Annotated in this window: 21 protein-coding genes; 6 read left to right on the plus strand and 15 right to left on the minus strand. The window is 65.2% G+C overall.

Annotated elements, in window-relative coordinates; translation table 11 throughout:
• Together RJ527_16490 and RJ527_16495 are read left to right on the plus strand one after the other, a co-directional pair.
• A complete protein-coding gene (locus RJ527_16490) occupies positions 1–783 on the plus strand; it encodes an MBL fold metallo-hydrolase (GenBank protein WND75621.1) in 783 nt (260 codons plus the stop codon).
• Between the two features lie 293 nt (positions 784–1076).
• Complete coding sequence (locus tag RJ527_16495) at positions 1077–1847, plus strand: EAL domain-containing protein (GenBank protein WND75622.1); 771 nt, start codon at positions 1077–1079, stop codon at positions 1845–1847.
• Between the two features lie 17 nt (positions 1848–1864).
• Here RJ527_16495 and RJ527_16500 read toward each other — a convergent pair whose 3' ends face one another.
• Positions 1865–2965 (minus strand): TauD/TfdA family dioxygenase, encoded by a 1101-nt coding sequence (locus RJ527_16500; protein WND75623.1) that lies wholly within the window; start codon positions 2963–2965, stop codon positions 1865–1867.
• A gap of 92 nt (positions 2966–3057) precedes the next feature.
• On the opposite strand from RJ527_16500, the gene RJ527_16505 reads away from it, so the two are divergent.
• Complete coding sequence (locus tag RJ527_16505) at positions 3058–4023, plus strand: LysR family transcriptional regulator (protein WND75624.1); 966 nt, start codon at positions 3058–3060, stop codon at positions 4021–4023.
• A gap of 5 nt (positions 4024–4028) precedes the next feature.
• On the opposite strand, the gene RJ527_16510 is transcribed toward RJ527_16505, so the two are convergent.
• Entirely contained in the window at positions 4029–4415 is a 387-nt protein-coding gene (locus RJ527_16510; protein ID WND75625.1) for a VOC family protein, read from the minus strand.
• Between the two features lie 129 nt (positions 4416–4544).
• On the opposite strand from RJ527_16510, the gene RJ527_16515 reads away from it, so the two are divergent.
• The 3 genes from RJ527_16515 (at position 4545) to RJ527_16525 (ending at position 7353) form a co-directional block, all read left to right on the plus strand.
• A complete protein-coding gene (locus tag RJ527_16515; GenBank protein ID WND75626.1) occupies positions 4545–5810 on the plus strand; it encodes an aminotransferase class III-fold pyridoxal phosphate-dependent enzyme in 1266 nt (421 codons plus the stop codon).
• A 70-nt stretch (positions 5811–5880) separates the two neighbouring features.
• Positions 5881–6657, plus strand: a complete 777-nt coding sequence (mazG, locus tag RJ527_16520) for a nucleoside triphosphate pyrophosphohydrolase (GenBank protein ID WND78074.1) — start codon at positions 5881–5883, stop codon at positions 6655–6657.
• 78 nt (positions 6658–6735) lie between these two features.
• Positions 6736–7353, plus strand: a complete 618-nt coding sequence (locus RJ527_16525; protein WND75627.1) for a hypothetical protein — start codon at positions 6736–6738, stop codon at positions 7351–7353.
• Between the two features lie 3 nt (positions 7354–7356).
• On the opposite strand, the gene RJ527_16530 is transcribed toward RJ527_16525, so the two are convergent.
• From RJ527_16530 to dusB, 13 genes are all read right to left on the minus strand, one after another.
• Complete coding sequence (locus RJ527_16530) at positions 7357–7725, minus strand: MmcQ/YjbR family DNA-binding protein (protein ID WND75628.1); 369 nt, start codon at positions 7723–7725, stop codon at positions 7357–7359.
• 27 nt (positions 7726–7752) lie between these two features.
• Positions 7753–8622, minus strand: a complete 870-nt coding sequence (locus RJ527_16535; GenBank protein WND75629.1) for an NAD(P)-dependent oxidoreductase — start codon at positions 8620–8622, stop codon at positions 7753–7755.
• 85 nt (positions 8623–8707) lie between these two features.
• Positions 8708–9529 carry an inositol monophosphatase gene (locus RJ527_16540; protein WND75630.1) on the minus strand — a complete coding sequence of 274 codons (822 nt, stop codon included), beginning with the start codon at positions 9527–9529 and terminating at the stop codon, positions 8708–8710.
• A gap of 35 nt (positions 9530–9564) precedes the next feature.
• Entirely contained in the window at positions 9565–9834 is a 270-nt protein-coding gene (locus RJ527_16545) for a hypothetical protein (GenBank protein WND75631.1), read from the minus strand.
• A gap of 114 nt (positions 9835–9948) precedes the next feature.
• Positions 9949–11220 carry a GTPase HflX gene (gene hflX, locus RJ527_16550; GenBank protein WND78075.1) on the minus strand — a complete coding sequence of 424 codons (1272 nt, stop codon included), beginning with the start codon at positions 11218–11220 and terminating at the stop codon, positions 9949–9951.
• A gap of 77 nt (positions 11221–11297) precedes the next feature.
• Positions 11298–11552 carry an RNA chaperone Hfq gene (hfq, locus tag RJ527_16555; protein WND75632.1) on the minus strand — a complete coding sequence of 85 codons (255 nt, stop codon included), beginning with the start codon at positions 11550–11552 and terminating at the stop codon, positions 11298–11300.
• 140 nt (positions 11553–11692) lie between these two features.
• On the minus strand, positions 11693–12367 hold the full coding sequence (locus RJ527_16560; GenBank protein ID WND75633.1) for an HAD family hydrolase: 675 nt from the start codon (positions 12365–12367) through the stop codon (positions 11693–11695).
• 3 nt (positions 12368–12370) lie between these two features.
• Positions 12371–13747: a Trk system potassium transporter TrkA gene (gene trkA, locus RJ527_16565; GenBank protein WND75634.1), complete on the minus strand. Its 1377-nt coding sequence runs from the start codon at positions 13745–13747 to the stop codon at positions 12371–12373.
• A gap of 55 nt (positions 13748–13802) precedes the next feature.
• The gene (locus tag RJ527_16570; GenBank protein WND75635.1) at positions 13803–15185 is read right to left on the minus strand and encodes a sigma-54 dependent transcriptional regulator; all 1383 of its coding nucleotides are present in this window, start codon (positions 15183–15185) and stop codon (positions 13803–13805) included.
• A gap of 7 nt (positions 15186–15192) precedes the next feature.
• On the minus strand, positions 15193–17490 hold the full coding sequence (locus RJ527_16575; protein WND75636.1) for a PAS domain-containing sensor histidine kinase: 2298 nt from the start codon (positions 17488–17490) through the stop codon (positions 15193–15195).
• Positions 17487–18920, minus strand: a complete 1434-nt coding sequence (gene ntrC / locus RJ527_16580) for a nitrogen regulation protein NR(I) (GenBank protein WND75637.1) — start codon at positions 18918–18920, stop codon at positions 17487–17489. Before ntrC ends, RJ527_16575 begins: the two co-directional genes overlap by 4 nt.
• Positions 18917–20047 carry an ATP-binding protein gene (locus RJ527_16585; GenBank protein ID WND78076.1) on the minus strand — a complete coding sequence of 377 codons (1131 nt, stop codon included), beginning with the start codon at positions 20045–20047 and terminating at the stop codon, positions 18917–18919. The genes ntrC and RJ527_16585 overlap by 4 nt, the downstream gene beginning before the upstream one ends.
• Positions 20047–21033 (minus strand): tRNA dihydrouridine synthase DusB, encoded by a 987-nt coding sequence (gene dusB, locus RJ527_16590; protein ID WND75638.1) that lies wholly within the window; start codon positions 21031–21033, stop codon positions 20047–20049. The genes RJ527_16585 and dusB overlap by 1 nt, the downstream gene beginning before the upstream one ends.
• Positions 21034–21049 lie beyond the last annotated feature (16 nt).

Below are 21049 nucleotides of genomic sequence, written 5' to 3' on the forward strand. Positions count from 1 at the left end.
ATGAAGGTCACGATCCTGGGCTCGGGCGCCTCCAGCGGGGTGCCCTCGATCGAGGCCGGCTGGGGCGACTGCGACCCGAAAAACCCCAAGAACCGCCGCACGCGGCCGTCGATCCTGATCGAGCAGGCCGGGAAGCGCCTGTTGATCGACACGGCGCCAGATTTCCGCGAACAGATGCTGCGCACGGGCGTGCGGCACCTGGACGGTCTGGTGCTGACTCATGGCCATGCGGACCATCTGCACGGCATCGACGACATCCGCAGCATCAACCGCGCCATGGGCGCCGCCATTCCCATGTGGACGGACGCGGAGACCCTGGCGGCGGTCCGGGAACGCTTCTCCTACGTCCTGGCGCCGCTGCGCGAGGGTTCGGACGTTTATTACAAGCCGACGTTGACGACCAACGTCTACGCGGCCGGCACGCCGTTCACCGCCGCCGGCATCGACGGCTTGGCGTTCGAACAGGATCACGGGTTTTCGACCACCCATGGCCTGCGCTTCGGGCAACTGGCCTATACGACGGACCTGGTGCGCATGACCGACGCGGGCGTGGCGGCGGTACAGGGGGTGCATACCTGGATCGTCGGCGTGTTCGCCTGGCATCCGCATCCCACACATCTCCATGTCGACGCCGCGCTCGAACTGCGCGAGCGCATCCAGCCCCAGCGCATGGTCATCACCCACATGAGCCCCAAGATCGACTACGACAAACTCTCGGCCTATGTGCCGGACGGGGTAGAGGTGGCCTATGACGGCATGGAATTGGACGTGCCGGAGGCCTGATCGGCGGCGGTGCTCAGACTCAGAGATGGATTCAATGGCGAATCTAACTGACTGAATAAAAATACATATCTAATATTTTCCATAATATACATTATGCGATAATAGATGCATGACGCAGCGTGTGAGCCCCGCAAAGCCCACCCCCGGTTTTTTCGTTATGCCGGGACATGGCGATCCGCGTTGATGGCGGCGCGATCGAAAGGCTTGATGAGAAATCGACACAGGTTGTTGCCGTTGAGTGGTAAAACGATTGATGCGCGCCGGCGTCGATAAGCCTCGATACATGGATGTAGATGACAAAAGAAACTGAACCCGAATTCAGGCAGCTGGGCTGCAAGCAGTGCCTGGAAAGCAACCCCCTCGATTTTGAAATCACGATGGCGTTCCAGCCGATCGTCGATTTGACCCTCGGCGTCCCTTTCGCCTATGAAGCGCTCGTCCGCGGGAAAGGCGGTGAAGGCGCCGGTCAGGTGCTTTCGAAGGTGACTGAAGCCAATCGTTACGCGTTTGACCAGACCTGCCGGGTAAAGGCGGTGCAATTGGCGTCGCAGTTGAATTTGGACTGCAAGCTGAGCATCAATTTCATGCCGAACGCGGTGTACCGCCCGGAAACATGCATCCGCGCCACGATGGAAGCCGCCGACGAATTCAATTTTCCCATCGACCAGATCATTTTCGAGGTCACGGAAGCGGAACCGATCAAGGACCCGGCGCACCTGCTCGGCATTTTCAATGCCTATCAGGAGCGCGGCTTCATAACCGCCATCGACGATTTCGGGGCCGGATATGCGGGTTTGAACCTGTTGACGAAATTCAAACCGCAGGTGTTGAAGCTGGATATGGAGCTCTGCCAGGGAATCGCGGACGACGTGGTCAAGCGAACGATCACGGAAGGTGCGATCAGAACCGCCAAAGCCCTGGACATCCTGGTGATCGCGGAGGGTGTGGAAACCACCGAGGATCTGCGTGTGCTGCGGGATCTTGGCGCGGATTACTTTCAGGGATACCTGTTGGCCAGGCCGCAAATCGAGGCCCTGCCCCTGCCCGACCTGTCAAAAATTTAAGGCCGCGCCGCCCCGTATCAGGTCGGAGACAGGGAAAACGTCAGCTTCGTGCTTTCGGTGAAAATCCCTCCCCGGTCGCCCGGCGTCAGGGGGCCGTAGCGCGGCTCGAACACCGGCGGCAACGGCCGGCCGTTGTCGGGCGCCAGCCAAAGACGCAGGAGATGCCGCCGGTTTTCGATCTCCGGCCAATCCTCGTAGTCGGTCCGCGAATGCAGAATCTGGTGGTTGTGCAGCAGCTGGATGTCGCCCGGCAGGAATTCCATGGACAGATAGAATTCCGGGTCGTTGCAGAGGGTATCCAGGTAATCCATGGCCTCGATTTCAAGGTCCGTCAGGCGGCGTGCTTCCGGGAACAGCTCCTGGGCCGAGCGGATGTACTGCCCCACGTACATCGTCGTCAGATAGCCGTCGTGCCAGTTGAACACGGGCACGTCGAACCAGGGCTTCATCCCCGGCGGGATTTCACCGCGGCGGTCGGTGGGAAAGGCATTGAACAATGCCTGCCACAGGTCGGGCCGCCGTTCGCGGATCACGTCGTGCAGGGTCACGGAGCTGACGATGCGGCTGGCGCCGCCGGATTTCGCCGTTTTCAGGCAGAGCAACCCGACGATATCGACGCTGTCCGTATGGAATTCGAGGCCGCGGTTGGTCTGATAGTACCGCGTGGTCGGGTCCTTGATGTTCAGGCCGATGTCGCGCACGTGGCCCAACAGATGCCCCTTGGCGTTGCTGGGCCGGAAACCGCCGACGTAGGACCCCAGCCCCAGATAACCGACGGCCGATTCCGTGACGCTGTAACGATCAACCGGAAACCCGCGAAGCAACACGAAACCCCGCCCGTTGACGACCTCGTCGCGCAGCTTCTTCAGGCGCGGGCCCAGGGTCGGAAGCCGGAAGGTCTCGGGCCGGATATCCGCCATGCCGAGGTCGTTGGCCTGATGGGCGCGGATCGCCGCGTCGATTTCGGCGATCTCGGCCGCGTTCAGATGTTCGATCCAGGCCCCGGATGCCGCCATGTCCGGGCCGCGCCAGGCGCCGGGGCCGCCGATCGGCCCGGGGGTCAATTCAGGCGCCGTATCGGCCGCATCGAATGCGTCTTTGAGGGCATGGTTTGGCATGGTCGCTCCCGCAGGTTGTTGGCGAAAACACCATCAGGCCCGATCAGTTATTTGTCTATTTTGTTTTTTTAATTGATTGATATATTTAACATATGAATAGCAACATCACCCTCCGCCAACTGCGCGCCTTTCTCGCCGTCATGGAACAGGCCAGCTTCACCAAGGCGGCGGCCGTGCTCAACATGACGCAGTCGGCGCTGACGAATTCCGTCAAGAACCTGGAACTGGAACTGGGGATTCGGTTGTTCGACCGCACGACCCGGCATGTCGAGCCGACCGCCCACGGCAAGCAGTTCGCCACCGTCGCCCGCCGCTTCACCGAGGACCTGGAGCGCGGCATGGACGACCTGCGGGCCCATGTGGACCGCCAGCAGGGGTTGGTCGTCGTCGGTGCGACGGCGACCATGATCACTTCCGTGCTGATCCCGGCGCTCAAGGGCATGGCCGCCCGATATCCAGGAATCCGCGTGCGGATCATCGAGGTTCTGACGGCGGAGGCTGTCGAGCGCGTCCGGGCCGGCGACATGGACATGGCGTTCACGACCATCGCCCTGCCCGATGCGGATTTCGACGCCACGCCGGTGATGCGCGACGCCTTCCATCTCGTCTGTCCGCCGTCGCATCCGCTGGCGCGGCACGAAGGCCCCCTCGCCTGGGATGTGTTCAATGACCATGCGGCCGTGGGCATGTCCGGCGAAAGCGGCATCCGGGGCATTCTCAAGGAGCACGCGGCGGGGCAACGCGCGGTCAGCGGGCTGTCCTACGAGGTGTCGTCGGTCTGGGGGCTGATCCGCATGGTGCGCGACGGGCTGGGGATCGCGGCGGTGCCGGGCCTGGTGGCCCAGGCCATGGCGTCGGAAGGCATCCCCGGTTTTCGTCTGATGCCGCCCATCCATCGCACGGTGTCCCTGATCACGCGCGCCGGACGCTCGCCGACGCCGGCCGCGGGCACGCTGGTCTCGGCCGCGTTGGCGCAACTCAGAAACGTGGAAAGCGACGGAATCGAGATTCCGGTGACCGAGGAACAATTGGCCGAGCGGGGCTTCGCGGCCGGATAGCCGCCTCACCCGGCCTCGGCCGGAAGAAACGTCGCCGCTTCGATCTTGTTGCCGTCGGGGTCGCGGATGAAGGCCGCGAAGTACGGCCCCATGGAGGCCTGCCGCATGCCGGGCGCGCCGTCGTCGGTGCCGCCGTGGGCCAGGGCCGCCGCGTGGAATGCGGTAACCGCGTCCTGGGTGCGCGCCCGCAGACAGACGTGCATGCCCGTGTCGGCGCCCGCCGCCGCCATGCCCGGCCGCGCGTTGAGCCAGAATTCCGGATAGCGTTTGCCGAAGCCGACCGTATGCGGCAGCTCGACCAGCCGCGTCAGGCCGAGCGGCGCCAGAACGGCTTCGTAGAACGCCGCGCCGGCGGCAAGATCGGAGACGGCGATGGAGATATGGTCGATCATGGTGGCCTCTGCGTTTGCGGTGGCCAGTATACTGCGGCCGGATGGCCCTTGTGTGAAGCCGTCGGGGTTCCCTACCATTCATCGTCATTCCCATATTCCCCCTCCTCCAGAAAAACGAGACCGCCGACCATGACCCAGCAAGACCTCGTAGAACGCGCCCGCGCCGTGCTTCCCGGCGCCGGTTTCGGTAATTTCGACGCCAATTTCGTGATCCGTGAGGGCAAGGGAGCGCGTATCTGGGACGAGGACGGCAACGAATACATCGATTTCCTGATCGGCTCCGGCCCCATGATCCTGGGCCATTGTCATCCCGAGGTCGTCGAGGCCGTGCAGGAACAGGTGGCCAAGGGGTCGACCTTTTTCGCCAGCAACGCCCACGGTATCGAACTGGCCGAGGAAATCTGCCGCGCCGTGGCCTGCGCCGAACAGGTCCGCTTCACCAGCACGGGCAGCGAGGCCGACATGTTCGCCATGCGTCTGGCCCGGGCGCATACCGGGCGGGACAAGATTCTCAAGTTCGAGGGCGGCTATCACGGCATGTCGGCGGAAGGCCAGATGAGCCTAGCGCCCGACCGGATGATGAACTATCCCGTCGCCGTGCCGGACTCGGCGGGCATTCCCGACGCCGTGCGCGACGACATGCTGGTGGCGCCGTACAACGACATCGAATTCTTCCGCTCGCTGATCGCCGAGCGCGGCCACGAGATCGCCGCCGTCATCGTCGAGCCGTTGCAGCGGATCATCCCGCCCCTGCCCGGTTTCCTTGAGATCCTGCGCGACGAATGCACCCGGAACGGCATGGTCCTGATCTTCGACGAGGTCGTGACCGGGTTCCGTCTGGCCTATGGCGGCGCGCAAGAGGTCTATGGTGTCACGCCCGACGTCTGCACCCTGGGCAAGATCATCGGCGGCGGTTTCCCCCTGGCGGCGATCGCCGGCAAGGCCCACATCATGGCCCATTTCGACGCCGGCATGGTCGGCAAGGACAAGGCGTTGATGCAGATCGGCACCCTCAGCGGCAACCCCGTCGCCGCCGTGGCGGGCCTGAAGACCTTGGAAATCCTGCGCCGTCCGGGCCAGTACGACCATTTGTACGCCGTCGGCGAAACCCTCATCAAGGCGATCAACGAACACCTGGAGGCCGCGGGCCAGACGCATCATGTCGCCGGCTGTCCGGTGCTGTTCGACATCGTCTTCGCCGGGGGCCCGATGCACAATTACCGCGACGTGATCCGCAACGACGCGGCAAAGGCGGCGCGGTTCAACGCGGTCCTGCGGGAACAGGGCATTTTCAAGGGGCCCAGCAAGTTCTACCCCTGCCTTGCGCTGACCGACGACGACGTGGCGCAGACGGTCGCGGCCATCGCCCAGGCCGCGGCATCGCTGACCGATTGAACCGGGGAAAGCCATCGACGTGTCCGACGACCTGAGCAATCCGAACCCGACCGACCGCCTGCGCGCCGTGATGGCCAAACTGCGCGATCCCGACGGCGGCTGCCCCTGGGACGTCGAGCAGACGTTTCAGACCATCGCGCCCTACACCATCGAAGAGGCCTACGAGGTCGCCGACGCCATCCAGCGCGGCGACATGGCGGGATTGCGGGACGAGTTGGGTGATCTGCTGCTGCAGGTTTTCTTCCACGCCCGCATGGCCGAGGAAGCGGGCCATTTCGATTACGACGACGTGGCCCGCGCCATCGCCGACAAGATGGTGCGCCGTCACCCGCACGTGTTCGGCAACGCCGACATCGCCACGGCCGAGGCCCAGACCGTCCATTGGGAGGACCTGAAGGCCCGGGAGCGGGCGGAAAAGGGCGAGACACCGGCGGAAGACGCCAGCGCGCTGGACGGCGTGGCGATCCCCCTTCCCGCCCTGACCCGCGCGGAAAAGCTTCAGAAACGCGCCGCCCGCATCGGTTTCGATTGGCCCGAGGCCGCCCCCGTGATCGCCAAGATCGAGGAGGAACTGGCGGAGCTTCGCGCCGAAATGGATGGCGGAACGTCTAGGGCGCGCCTGGAAGAGGAAATGGGCGACCTGCTGTTCGCCGTCACCAATCTGGCCCGGCATCTTAAGATCGATCCCGAAACGGCGCTGCGCCGGGGCAATCACAAGTTCGAGGACCGCTTCCGCCGCATGGAAAAACGCCTGCGCGGCCAGGGCCGGGACCCGGCGGACGCCAGCCTGGACGAGATGGAAGCCGCCTGGCAGGCCGAGAAGCGGCACGACAAGGCCGCCGAATAGTCGAAAACCGCTGACCCGCAGGCCCGAACAGGTTAGAAGGTTGAAGGACTTAAACCGATTGAGAGCCCGAATTTCCGCATGCGCCGCCTCCTCCGTCCCCTGCTGATCCTCATCGTCGCCGCGGTCGCGCTTTCGGGCTGCTACCTGCCGGCGCGTTTCGATGCCGAGATCGAGTTGGACCGGCGCGGCTATTACAAGCTCACGTTCTCCGGCTACATGGTCGATACGCGGCTGTACGGCGCGCTCAAGGACGGCAAGGTCCAGGGGGCCCAGGAAGTCGACGAGGTCAAGAAGCTGAAGGCGGATATCGAGCGCGACCCCGACGCGTCCGATTTCGGCTACATCAAGCAGGGCTATTTCAAGATGCACTGGCATCGCGAGGGCGACCTGCTGAAGGCCAAGTCGGTCACCTTCCTGCGCCGCAACGAGCATATTTTCGGCATCGCCTACAACAAGGAAACCCGCATCGTGAACATGCTGGGCCGGTCCCTGTCGAAAAGCCAGAAGGACCAGATCGTCCAGGCCGGGATGAACACGACCGGCGAACTGCGGGTCATCACCGACACCAAGGTGATCAGCCACAACGCCGACGAGGTGAAGGACTTCCCCGCCCGCGGCCCGCGCACCAAGGTCTATATCTACCGCATCCCCAACATCTACCGCGCCACGCCGCAGATGCAGATCAGCCTGCGCTGACGGTCAGGCGTTCTGATTCAATCCCAATTCCCGCTGCAACTTCTTGGTCAGGCCCAAGGAGACGAGGCGATGGGACTCCGCGAGGTGGTCCTTCAGGTCGGCGTCGCTCAATCCAGGTTCTTCGTACTGCTGGATCCATTTCATGCCGCGTGACGCCAGATAGGGCGCCGGGCGCAGCCCGGGCATGTCGCGCAGCACGTCATAGGCGAATTCCGAGACCTTGAAGGTGATGCCCGCGAGGTGACCGGCGTTCCAGCCGCCGATGGCGAACACCTTGCCGCCGACCTTCCACACGTCCGCCCCGCCCCATTGCACGACATGGGTCGTGGCCGGCAGCGTTCGGCAGAAGGCGTTGAACTCGTCATAAGTCATGGCCGCCCCCTTCCCCGAACGCTGTGCCTATTTGCGGCGCAGGCGGCGGATCAGCGACGAGGTGTCCCAGCGCGCCCCGCCCATGTCCTGGACGTCCTTGTAATAGCCGTCGACGATGCGGGTGACGGCCAGTTCGGCGCCGTTGGCCTTGGCCTCGGCGAAACAAATCCCAAGGTCCTTGCGCATCCAGTCGACGGCGAAACCGAAGTCGAACTGGTCGTCGGCCATGGTCTTGCCGCGGTTTTCCATCTGCCAGCTTTGCGCGGCCCCCTTGGAGATCACGTCGAGCACCTGCTTGACGTCGAGCCCGGCGCGCATGCCGAAGTCCAAGCCTTCGGAAAGTCCCTGGAGCAGCCCGGCGATGCAGATCTGGTTGACCATCTTGCACAACTGGCCCGAGCCCACGGGGCCCAGCAGGGTGACGGCCCGGGCATAGGCCTGGATCACCGGCTCGGCGCGGGCGAAATCCCCGTCCCCGCCGCCGCACATGACGGTCAGCACGCCGTTCTCCGCCCCCGCCTGGCCGCCCGACACGGGACCGTCGATGAAGCCGATGCCCATTTCAGTGGCCTTGGCCGCGATCTCGCGGGCGACGGCGGCGGATGCCGTGGTGTGATCGACCAGCACCGTGCCCGCGTCCATGCCCGCCAACATGCCGTCGTCGCCGAACGTGACGGCGCGCAGGTCGTCGTCGTTGCCGACGCAGGAAAACACGAACTCGGCGCCCTTGGCGGCCTCTGCGGGTGTCTTGCCGAACGCGCCGCCGTGATCGGCGGCCCATTTCTCGGCCTTGGCCGTGGTCCGGTTGTAGACGGTGACCTGATGGCCGTTTTTCGCCAGATGCCCGGCCATGGGATAGCCCATGACGCCCAGGCCGATGAATGCGCAGCGTGCCATGCCGCCTCCTTCGAAGTCGTTTCAGATGTAAATGCCGTCCCGTTTGGTAGCGCCCCCGGGGCGTCGGGGCAAGGCGGGATATGTCTCAGGACATTAGGTGGTCGAGGGCTGCCCAGGCCGGCATGTCAGGGGCCAGCAGCAGGGCGTCGCCGGGCCGCGCCATGCCGGGGGCATAGGCCCGCCCGTCGCCGGTCATGGCCGCCTGGCCGCCGGCCTCGCCATGCAGCAGGACCCCCGCCGCATGGTCCCAGGGCATCAGTTTTCCGGCGTAGCGCGCGAAATCGAGAACGCCCCGCGCCAGGTCCATGTATTCCAGGCCGACGCAGCGGTAGCGCAGGAAGGCCTTGGGGATCGCGGGGGCCCCTGGCGTTCCGGCACGGGCGCGCAGGCGGTCGGCGAACTTGTTGCCGAGGGAGCCGGTCATGGCGGCGACCGGACCGGCGGCGCCCAGGCGCAGGGGCGTACCGTCGATGGCGGCGCCGGCCCCCGCCTCCGCAAAGGCCAGGTGATCGCCCACGGGATCGAAAATCCAGCCCTTGGCCGTCTCGCCGCGCCGGGTGAGCGCCAGGATCATGGCGAAGCGCGGCGTGCCGTGGGCGAAATTATGGGTGCCGTCCAGGGGGTCGATGATCCAGGCCCAGGGGGCGTCGTTGATCTCGCCGAGGGCTTCCGGGCGGTTCTCATGGGCTTCCTCGCCGACGATCAGGGCACCCGGGATCAGGCCCGCGAGGCGGCGGGTCAGCATGGCTTCCGACGCCCGGTCGGCGACGGTCACCAGATCGCCCGGGTTCTTTTCCGAAATCTCGTGGCTGGCCAGGGTGCGGAAGCGCGGCAGAATCTCGGTTTCCGCCGCCTCGCGCAGGATGGCGGCGACACGGTCGGGATCGATGTCGAGGGCATTGGACACGGGGTGCTGATCCGGACGCCGCCTTTAAGGGCAGGTCAGTTGGAGTGGATGTCGCGGTCGCGGTGGAAGGCTTCGGCGAGGTCTTCCAGCATTTGCGCCACGTCGTCGCTGTAATCGGCGCGCTGCATCAGGGCCCGGGTGACGAAGGTGGCGAAGGACACGGCCTCGCCCTTGCCGCGCAGGCGGAAATCGTCGGCCAAGCGTTGCAGATGGTCGTGCACATGGCTTTTCGCCATGACATTCAACTGGCGCTTGACCAACTTGTTCTTGGAACGCCATTTGTTCTGGCTGCGGTTTGTCGCCATGGGTGCCCGTCCGTCCGTACCGGATGTCTGCTGTCGCCGAAATGCGATGTCCCCGGTTTAATGGGAAATGGTTACCAACCGATGTAGGGATTCCGCCCCTGGACCCCTTGCGGTCTAGTGTAGACGGCTCTGGCGGGCGCTGTCGATACGGGTGAGAAGCTGCGACTGGCTGCGCGGGTCCATGCGGACGCGCAGATGGATGCCGGTTTCGCTGTCGGCCCGGTCCAGGACCTCGCCGTGTTCATAAATCCAGGCCAGGGTCGCGCCTTCGTCGAAGCCCAGGTCCAATTCCAATTCTCCGAGCTTGTCACCGAGCACGTCCTGGATGCGCTGGATCAGGGTGTCCAACCCCTGCCCGGTCACGGCGGAAATGGCGACCGGCGGGTTGTTGTCCTGGCGGGCGATGCGTTCCTCCAGGGCGCTGAGGGCTTCCGGCGTCAGCAGGTCGATCTTGTTGAGGGCCTCGGTGATCGGTGTCGCCGAGTCGTCGCCCAATCCCAGGCCGGACAGCACCTCCAGCACGTCGCGTCGCTGAATCTCCGTATCCGGGTCGGCGATGTCGCGCACGTGCAGGATCATGTCGGCCTCCACGACCTCTTCCAGGGTCGCGTGGAAGGCGTTGACCAATTGGTGCGGCAGGTCGGAAATGAACCCCACGGTGTCGGACAGGATGACCGGCCCACCTTCCGGCAGGTCGAGTTTGCGCATGGTCGGGTCGAGGGTCGCGAACAACTGGTCGCGGGCGACCACGTCGGCGCCGGTCAGGCGGTTGAACAGGGTCGACTTGCCGGCGTTGGTGTAGCCGACCAATGCGACCACCGGATAGGGAACGCGTTGGCGCGCGCGGCGTTGCAGGGAGCGCGTGCGCTTAACCTCGGCCAATTCGCGCTTCAGCCGCGCGATGCGCTGGCGGATCATGCGCCGGTCGAGTTCGATCTGCCGCTCGCCGGGGCCGCCCATGAACCCCGCCCCGCCGCGCTGGCGTTCCAGGTGGGTCCAACTGCGGACCAGACGGCCCAACTGATAGCTGAGGGCGGCCAGATCGACCTGCAAGCGGCCTTCCTTGGTCCGCGCCCGGGCGCCGAAAATTTCCAGGATCAGGCCCGTGCGGTCGATGACCTTCGCTTCCCAGGCGGTTTCCAGGTTGCGCTGCTGAACCGGCGTCAGGTTGGCGTTGACGACGACCAGTTCGCAATCCGGCAAGGCATGCAGGGTCTCGCCGATGCGCTCCACCGTGCCCTTGCCCAGAAGGGTCGAGGGCCGGGGCCGGGGCAGTTCGAACGTTTCGGCATGGACGACGTCCAGGTCGATGGCGCCGGCGAGCGCCACGGCCTCGTCCAGGCTGGCGCGCGCGCTACGGGTGTCGGCCCCGCCGGCCGCGGACATGTTCGGATGGATGACGGCGCAGGAGCCCGCGCCCGCCGCCTTGGCGGCGGACGTGACATCACCTGGCGTTTGTTCGGTCAACCCTCGACGGACTCGGCCGCATCCGGTTCGAACAATTGAACGGGAACGGACGGCATGACCGTCGAGATGGCGTGTTTATACACCAACTGCGTATGCCCGTCCCGGCGCAGGAGAACGGAAAAATTGTCAAACCAGGTGACGATTCCCTGTAGCTTGACTCCGTTGACCAGAAACACCGTGACCGCAGTTTTGTTCTTCCTGATGTGGTTAAGAAAAACGTCCTGCACGTTTTGTGATTTTTCTGACGACATCTCTCCCCACCCCAAAGTCTTTTTGCGACCACACCTCGCTTCTGCGCGCTGGCCGTAACGCCGCGTCCGACTTTGTTCCGGGCTCCCTGTTGTTGTTTTCTCTTTTGTTTCTACACGGCTAACCAGCCTTGTACAAAAGCTTACAGTGTCTGAGTGAACTTGCAAAGACTATCGCAATCGGGGAAATGCAGGGCCGGAGGAAAATCAGTGAATTCGTCTAGTCCGGGTGCTTGGGGGCGGATCAGCACCGGATAACAGCCGGCCCCGTGGGCGCATTCCATGTCGACATCGGCGTCGCCGACGAACCACACGCCCTCCCCGGCCGCCACGCCGCCGGGTTGCAGCGCCATGTCGATGGGATCGCGGGCCGGCTTGTCGCGCGGCGCGTCCATGGCCCCGACCAGGGCGCCGAAATGGCCGACCCAGCCCAGGGCCTGTGCCTCCTTGCGCAGGAACGATCCTTTCTTGTTCGACACCACGCAAAGGTACACGCCGGCATCCACCAAATTCTGGAGGAGCCCCGCCGCCCCCGCCGCCGGTTGCAGCTTTTCCGCATGGATCGCGCCATAGCGTTCGTAGAACACGTCGCCGGCTTTTTCCCAGTCGTCGCCGAACAGGCCGGGAAAGCTGTCGCGGAGCGACTTGCGGACCTTGGCGTGGGTCTCGGCGAGCGTCCATTCGCGCAGGCCCCAGGCCCGGAAGGTATGGTTCAGGGCGTCATGGATGATCGGCCAGGTATCGACCAGGGTGTTGTCCCAGTCGAAGACGACGGCCTTGGGCCGGGGCAACGGCGGCAAGAGGTGCGAATCGGTCACTGCTTAGAAATATTCCAGTTGCACGGCGAACATGTTTTCGACCTTGCGGATGGATTCCGGCGCCGAGAACAGGATCACCCGGTCGCCGGCCTCGACCGTGGTCGTGCCGCGCGGGAACAGCATCTTGCCGTCGCGCACGATGGCGCCGACGACGACCCCCGCCGGCAGTTGGATTTCCTTCAGCGTCTTGCCGGCAAGGTCCGAGGTTTCCAGAGCCTCGGCCTCGATCAGTTCGCCCAGGCCCTCGCGCACCGCATGGACCGAATGGATGCGCCCGCGGCGCACGTGCTGCAAGATCGTCGAGACGGTGATGTTGCGCGGGCTGACCACCACGTCGATGCCGAGGGAGCCGATGAGCTGCTCGTAGATCGAGGTGTTGACCAAGGTCACCGTGCGTTCGCAGCCGAACTTCTTGGCCAGCAGCGAGGCCAGGATGTTGCTTTCGTCATCGTTGGTGACGGCGACCACCGTGTCGGTGCCGCGGATGTTGGCTTCTTCCAGGATTTCGATGTCGCGCGCGTCGCCGTTCAGCACCACCGTGCTGTCGAGCTGGCCGGAGATGTATTCGGCGCGCTCCTTGTTGTGTTCGATGATCTTGGCCTTGACCCAGGGGTATTCGCGCTCGATCTCCTGCGCCAGGACCAGGCCGATGTTGCCGCCGCCGATGATCAGCAGGCGCCGGGCCTCGCCCGCGTCATAGCCGAAGGCGGTCATGGCGCGGCTGATCTGCGCCGTGTCGACCACGAAATAGACCTCGTCGCCGGGCGCCATCTGGTCGTTGGCCTTGGGCACGATCGCGTTGCCGTCGCGGACCAGGCCGACGACCACGATGTTGAGATCCGGGAACAACTGGGTCAGCTGTTTCAGCGGCGTGTTCAGCAGCGGGCATTCCTCGGTGCAGCGTACGCCCAGCAGCGTCACCGCCCCATTGGCCAGGGGAATCATGTCCATGGCGCCGGGGATGCGCAGGCGCCGGGCGACGGCCTTGGCGACCTCCATCTCCGGCGAGATGATGACGTCGATGGGAAGGTTGTCGCGCGAGAACAGATTGGCCCACATGGGGTCGAGATAACTTTTCTGGCGGATGCGCGCGATCTTGGTCGGCACGTCGAACAGGGAATGGGCGACCTGACAGGCGACCATGTTGATCTCGTCCGTCAGGGTGACGGCGATCAGCATGTCGGCGTCGGCGATGCCGGCGCGCTCCAACACGTCCGGATGCGACGCATGGCCGACCACCGCCTGGGCGTCCAGGGTGTCGGACACCCGGCGCACCAGATCCGGCGCCTGATCGACGATGGTCACGTCATGGTTTTCCAACGCCAACTGGCGGGCGATGTTGACGCCGACCTGGCCGGCGCCGCAAACGATGATCTTCATGCCGGGCGCCCTTCTTTGGATGCGGCTTTGGATACGGCGGTTGTGCGGGAAACGGTCATGACGCCCCGCGATCCTCGTCCGTCAGGCCGAGGGACTTGAGCTTGCGATGCAGGGCCGACCGTTCCATGCCCACGAACTGCGCGGTGCGCGAGATGTTGCCGTTGAACCGCGACATCTGGGCATTCAGGTATTCGCGCTCGAAATCCTCGCGCGCGTCCCGCAGCGACTTGGCCAGATAGCCCTCGTCGCCGCCGATGGGGCTGCGTTTCATTCCGTCGAGAAATTCCGTCGGCAGCATGCTGGCACCCAGAACCGTGTCGTTGTCGCCGGGGGCCAGGATCAGCACCCGTTCGATCACGTTACGAAGTTCGCGGACGTTACCCGGCCATGCGTAACTCTGCAATGCCGCCAAGGCGTCCTCGCCCAGGCGGCGGGGCTGCTGGCCGGTGGCGTCGGCGGCCTGACGCATGAAATGGTCGGTCAGGGCGCGGATGTCCTCGCGCCGGTCGGCCAGGGCCGGCACCGTCAGGGGCACCACGTTGAGACGGTAGAACAGGTCCTCGCGGAACCGTCCGGCGGCGACCTCGGCCTGCAGGTCGCGGGTCGTCGACGAGATCACCCGCACGTTGACCTGCACCCGGGTGGAGCCGCCGACCCGTTCGAAATTCTGTTCCTGTAGGACGCGCACGATCTTGCCCTGGGTTTCCAACGGCATGTCCGAGACCTCGTCGAGCACGAGGGTGCCGCCGTGGGCGCGCTCGAACGTGCCGATACGCCGCGAACCGTCGCCGCCCTCGGTGCCGAACAGTTCCATTTCAACCCGGTCCGGCGCCATGGTCGCGCAGTTGACGATGACGAAGGGGCCGTCGGCGCGGTTGGACCGCGCGTGGATGTTGCGCGCCACGATTTCCTTGCCGCTGCCGCTCGGCCCGAAGATCAAAATCCGGCTGTTGGACGGCGCCGCGCGCTCGATGACCTGCTGAATTTCGCGTATCGCCGCCGACGCGCCGATCAGGTCGAGGGACGAGCCGGCGCGCAGTTTCAATTCCTCGTTTTCCGAGCGCAGGCGCGCCGCCTCCACCGCGCGCCGCACGTTGAGCAACAGGCGGTCGGCCTTGAACGGCTTTTCGATGAAGTCGTAGGCGCCGTCCTTGATGGCCGTGACGGCGGTTTCCACGGTGCCGTGGCCGCTCATCATCAGAACCGGGATTTCCGGGTGGTTCTGCTTGATCCGCTTGAGAATTTGCAGACCGTCCAGTTCGCTGCCCTGTAACCAGATGTCGAGCAGCACCAGGCTCGGCTGCCGCGCCGACAGCGCCTCAAGCGCCCCTTGGCTGTCGGCCGCCTCGCGGGTGTCGTAGCCCTCGTCCTGGAGAATCCCCGCCGTGAGGGTTCGAATGTCGGCTTCGTCGTCGACGATGAGAATGTCTTGTGCCATGACAGCCCTACCCCAATCCCAGGCCGGTCGCGACCTTCATGGGATCTTTGTCGCCGTCGTTGGCGGTTTCATCCAAGTCCCGAAACACCAGACTGATCCGCGCCCCGCCGCCGGGGCGGTCCTCGAGGCGCAGGTCACCCTGATGATCTTCCATGATCTTGCGGACAATGGCCAGCCCCAGGCCGGTGCCCTTGCTGCGTGTCGTCACGTAGGGTTCGGTCAACCGTTCGCGCCCGGCTTCGGGCAGGCCGATGCCGTTGTCCTCGACGATGACCGCGACGCTTTCGTCACCGCCGCCCTGACCGCGGCCGTCGGTCACCGTGACGGAAATCCGGCCAGGCTCGCCCTCGCCGCCTTCGGTCTTGTCCTGGAGAATCCGGCTTTCAACGCTTTCCGCCGCGTTCTTCAGGATGTTGGTGAGGGCGCGCGACACCTGACGACGGTCGCAGCGCAGCATCATGTCGCCGTCCGGCAGGGCGAGATCGATCGTGATGTCTTCCGCGCGCGACCGCTCGAGAATGACGACCTCGCGAATCAGGTGCGACAGGTTCTCGCGCCCGATGGAGGGTTGCGGCATGCGCGCGAAGGACGAGAATTCATCGACCATGCGGCCGATGTCCTCGACCTGACGGATGATCGTGTCCGTGCAGGTGGTGAAGGTTTCCGGGTCCGAGGTGACTTCGTCCTGGTACTTGCGCTTCAGGCGTTCGGCCGACAATTGGATGGGCGTCAGCGGGTTCTTGATCTCATGGGCGATGCGCCGCGCCACGTCGGCCCAGGCGGCGGCGCGCTGTGCCGACAAAAGTTCGGTCACGTCATCGAAGGTGACGACGAAGCCCAGCAACTGACCCGCCAGACGCTCGGCGGCGATGCGCACCAACAACGTGCGCTCGCTGCCGTCGCGGGCAAGCTTGACCTCGGACCGCTGCTGGCGGTCGGGCCGGCGCTTGGCCTCGGACCACAGGGGGGCGAATTCCGGTACCAGATCGACCAGCAGCCGCCCCTTGGCCCGCATCAGGTCCTCGCCGACCAGGGTCGAGGCCGACCGATTGGGCAAATTGATGCGCCCGTCCTTGTCCAGGCCGACCACGCCCGCCGACACGCCGGCCAGCACCGTTTCCGTGAACCGGCGCCGTTCGTCCAATTCCCGGTTGGCCGAAATCAGACCTTCCTGCTGGCCGCGGATCTGCGCCGTCATGCGGTTGAAGGCGCGCGACAGGGAGGCCAGTTCGTCATCGGCGTCGGGAATGTCCACGGTCGTCGTCAGGTCGCCGTCGCGGATGCGCCCGGCGGCATAAATCAGGCTTGAGACCGGCTCGGCCAACTGCGTTGCGACGGTCAGGCCCGTCCATACGGCGGCCAGCAGCAACAGCACGGAAACCACGGTGAAGATCAGGATGAAGCTGACTTGCAGGCCGCCCCGCTCGCGCTGGAGTTTCTGGTATTCGCGCACCGCGTTCTGGATGGTGTCGATGTGGTTGAGGACGTCCGGGTTCACGAACCTCTCCAGCACCAGATAGGCGTCGACGAAGCGGTTCAGCTTGTAGATGGCGCGGATGCGGTCCTGTTCGTCGAGCGGGATCAGGGTGATCTTGCCGGTCTGCGCCTGCTGGAAAAGTTCCGGGGTGATTTGCTCGGTCTCGCGCGGGCGGGAAAATTCGGATTGCGCGATGACCTTGCCCGTGCCGTCGACCATGACCGCCTCGGTGAACCCGCGCGAGCGGGTGTGGAAGGTCAGAAGCGGGCTCAGGCGCCAGGGTTCGCGGGTGAGAATGCCGGAATTGATGTTCAGGTCGTTGGCCACGGCCAGGATGTCCGTGCCGAAGTTTTCCCGGTGTTCCTTCAAATAGGCGCTGGCCACGCCCATGGACTGGTCGAGCGCCGTCGAGACCCGTTCATTGAACCAGGCCTGCACGCCGTAATGCAGGAAGGTCGCCGACATCACGGCGACCAGAATGGCCGGTGCCGTGGCGACCAGGGCGAACAGGGTCACCATGCGCACATGCAGGCCCGAGCCCGCCTGCCCGCGCCGCCGGTCGAGCCAGATCGAGAACAGGCGCTGGCCGACGACCATGCCGAGAAGCAGCAGGATCCCGCCGTCCAGGTAGATCATGGCGACGATGGTTTCGATGTTCTGGGTCTGGGCCGGGCGGAACACCAGCATGAAGGCGGTGGCCACGCAGGACACGACCGCCGCCGCCGCAAGCCCGTAGGCGAGAAGCCGCTTGGTGCTCGCCCCGCGCAGGCCGATCAGCGCCCAAAGGCTGCCGAGGGGGCCTTGTCCGGGCGTGGCCGGAGGGTTCATTTCTGGCCCCGCACCACCGAAATGTCGAGGTCGCGGATCTTCTTGCGCAGGGTGTTGCGGTTGAGACCCAAAACCTCGGCCGCCTTGACCTGATTGCCGCGCGTGGCCCGCAGGGTCAACAGGATCAGCGGCCGTTCGATTTCGCGCAGCACGCGGTCGTACAGGCCCGCCGCCGGCAACGCCCCTGCATGGGCGCCGAAGTAGGCTTCCAGGCGTTCCTCGACGACCTGCGACAGGCCCCGATTGGCGCCTGGGTCGCCGCTGCGGCTGCGGTCGGCGAGTTCCGCCGAGATGGCCTGTTCGGAAATGGTTTCCTCGGAATAGAGGGCGGCCAGGCGGTGGATCAGGTTTTCCAGTTCGCGCACGTTGCCCGGCCAGTTGTAGGCCATCAGACGTTCCGTGGCCTTGCCCTCGATGATCTTCCACGGCAGGCCCTCGCCCGCCGCCTTGGCGAGGAAGGTCTTGACCAGTTCGGGGATGTCCTCAAGCCGTTCGCGCAGCGGCGGCAGGCGCAGCGGCACGACGTTCAGGCGGTAGAACAGATCCTCGCGGAAGCGGCCCTGGCGGGTCAGCTGGGTCAGGTCCTGATGGGTCGCGGCGACGATGCGCACGTCGGTCTTGCGCGTCACCCGGCCGCCGACGGAGGTGTATTCCCCTTCCTGCAACACGCGCAGCAGGCGGGTCTGGGCCTCCAGCGGCATGTCGCCGATTTCGTCGAGGAACAGGGTGCCGCCCTCGGCCTGCTCGAAGCGGCCGGAGGACCGCATGGTGGCCCCCGTGAAGGCGCCCTTTTCGTGACCGAACAGTTCGCTTTCGATCAACTCACGCGGGATCGCGGCCATGTTGACGGCGACGAACGGCCCGCGCTTGCGCTTGCCGTAATCGTGCAGCACCCGCGCCGCCAGTTCCTTGCCGGTGCCCGACTCGCCGGTGATCAGCACGGTCAGGTCGGTCGAGATCAGGCGCGCCAGGGTGCGGTAGATTTCCTGCATGGCCGGCGAGCGGCCGACCAGGGGCAGCTTTTCCACCCCGGCGTGCTCGGCGCTCAGGCCCGGCTGCTCGGGCGGGGCTTCCAGGCCGCGGCGCACGATGGAGATCAACTCGTTGATGTCGAACGGCTTGGGCAGGTATTCGAAAGCCCCGCTTTCCGCCGCCTTGACCGCCGTCAGAATGGTGTTCTGGGCGCTCATCACGACGATCCGCAGTTCCGGGCGGATCTCCTTGATGCGCGGGATCAGGTCGAGGCCGTTTTCATCGGGCATGATCACGTCGGTAATGATGATGTCGCCCTCGCCCGCCGATACCCAATCCCACAGGGTCGAGGCCTGGCCCGTCGTCTTGACGTCCAGTCCGGCGCGGCCCAGCGCCTGCGCGACCACGGTACGGATCGCCGCGTCGTCGTCGGCGACAAGAACGGTGCGGCCGCTCATTTCAACTCTCCCGGTTCAGTGTCTTCGTAGAACGGCAGCATGACCCGGAACTCGGTCCGTCCCGGGCGGCTTTCGCATTCGACCACGCCGCCGTGATCGCCGACCAGCTTGGCGACCAGGGCGAGGCCCAGGCCGGTGCCGTTCGGCTTCGACGTCACGAAGGGGTCGAACAGGTTGGACGTCAGGTCCTCGGGGATGCCGGGGCCGTTGTCGATGATGGAAACCTTCAAGGGCAGCGCCACCTTGTCCTTGCGGCCCGACAGGGCGAACCGCACGCCATGCTGGTAGGCGGTGCGCAGGTTGATTTCGCCGCCGACCTCGGGACAGGCGTCACAGGCGTTCTTGACCAGGTTGAGGAAGATCTGCACCAACTGGTCGTGGTCGCCCGGCACCGGCGGCAGCGACGGGTCGAAATCGGCGCGGAACCGGATATTGGCGCCGAACCCGGTTTCCGCCAGGCGCTGCACCCGGTCCAGGACCTTGTGGATGTTCACGGGCTTGCGTTCGAACGGGCCGTAATCGGTGAAGATTTCCATGCGCCCGATCAGGGTCGAGATGCGGTCGGCTTCCTGGCGGATCAGTTCGGCGAGCGGCCGGTCCTCGTCGGAGGCGTTCTGTTCCAGAAGCTGCGCGGCCCCCCGGATGCCGGACAAGGGATTGCGCACCTCGTGGGCTAGCACGGCGGCCATGGAGGTGATGGAACGCGCCGCCCCCCGGTGGGTCATCTGGCGATCGATCATTTCCGTGATGCCGCGGTCGAACATCATCAGCACGATGAAGCCGGGCGAATCCGGCAGCGGCGTCGCCTGCACGCTGAGGAAATGGCGGCCGACACGCGGGCTTTCGATGGCCAGTTCGTGTTCCGAGACCTGGGCGTTGGCCCGGCGTACCTGGGCGATCAGCCCGTGCAGCGGTGAATCGGGCGGCACGAAATTGGACAGCGGCCGGTCGATCAGATGAGAGGCGCTGGCGCTGAAGAAATTCTCCGCCGCCGCGTTGACCATGGTGATGCGGTCCTCGGCGTCGAGCGTCATCACGGGGGCCGGCAGCAGGTCCAGGATGGTCGCGGAATCCGCCGGCGAATGGGCGCGTCCGCCGGCGCGGACCCGGGTGACGGTGGTTTCCATCACGCCGCGGCCCTTTCCATCTGCGGTTCGTAGAACGCGGCCAGCTTGTGGCGCACGACCTCCGGGTCTTCCTGGCCCATGATGTCGGCGCGGAATTCGGCCGATCCGGGCAGGCCCTTGGAATACCAGCCGATATGCTTGCGCGCGATCTTGACGCCCGCGTGGACGCCGTAATGGCTGAGGATGTCCTCGTAATGCCGGCGCAGCATCTCGTATTGGGCGTCGATCGAGGGATCGGGCAGGCGTTCGCCCGTTTTCAGGAAATGAATGACCTGGGCCGGGAACCAGGGCCGGCCATAGGTGCCGCGCCCGATCAGCACGCCGTCCGCGCCCGATTCTTCCATGCAGCGTTGCGCATCGTCGAGCGTCAGGATATCTCCGTTCGCAAACACAGGTACTTGCACTGCTTCCTTCACGTTACGGATGAATTTCCAATCGGCCGTTCCCTTGTAGAACTGGCAGCGCGTGCGGCCATGCACGGCAAGCGCCTGCACGCCGCAGTCCTGGGCCGCGCGGGCGAGAACCGGCGCGTTCAGGCTATCGTGGTCCCAGCCCATGCGCATCTTCAGGGTCACGGGGATGGAGACGGCCTTGACCACGGCGTCGAGGATCTTCGCGGCGTGCTTGACGTCGCGCATCAGGGCGGAGCCCGCATCGCCGTTCACGACCTTTTTCACGGGGCAACCCATGTTGATGTCGATCAGCGCGGCACCACGGGCTTCGTTCAGGCGCGCGGCCTCGGCCACGACCTCGGGCTCGCAGCCGGCCAGCTGCACCGACATGGGGTGTTCCTCGGCGCAATGGGTCGCCATCTTCATGGTTTTCTTGGCGGCATGGATCATCGCCCGGCTGGCGATCATTTCCGACACGACAAGGCCGACGCCGCAGTTCTTGACCAGGCGGCGGAACGGCATGTCGGTGACGCCGGACATGGGCGCCAAAACAACCGGGTCGGAAATCTCGACCCCACCTATCTTCAGTGACATGTTGGGTATCCCATTT

The sequence above is a fragment of the Thalassospiraceae bacterium LMO-SO8 genome (assembly GCA_031655335.1).
Classification (GTDB): Bacteria; Pseudomonadota; Alphaproteobacteria; order Rhodospirillales; family Casp-alpha2; genus UBA1479.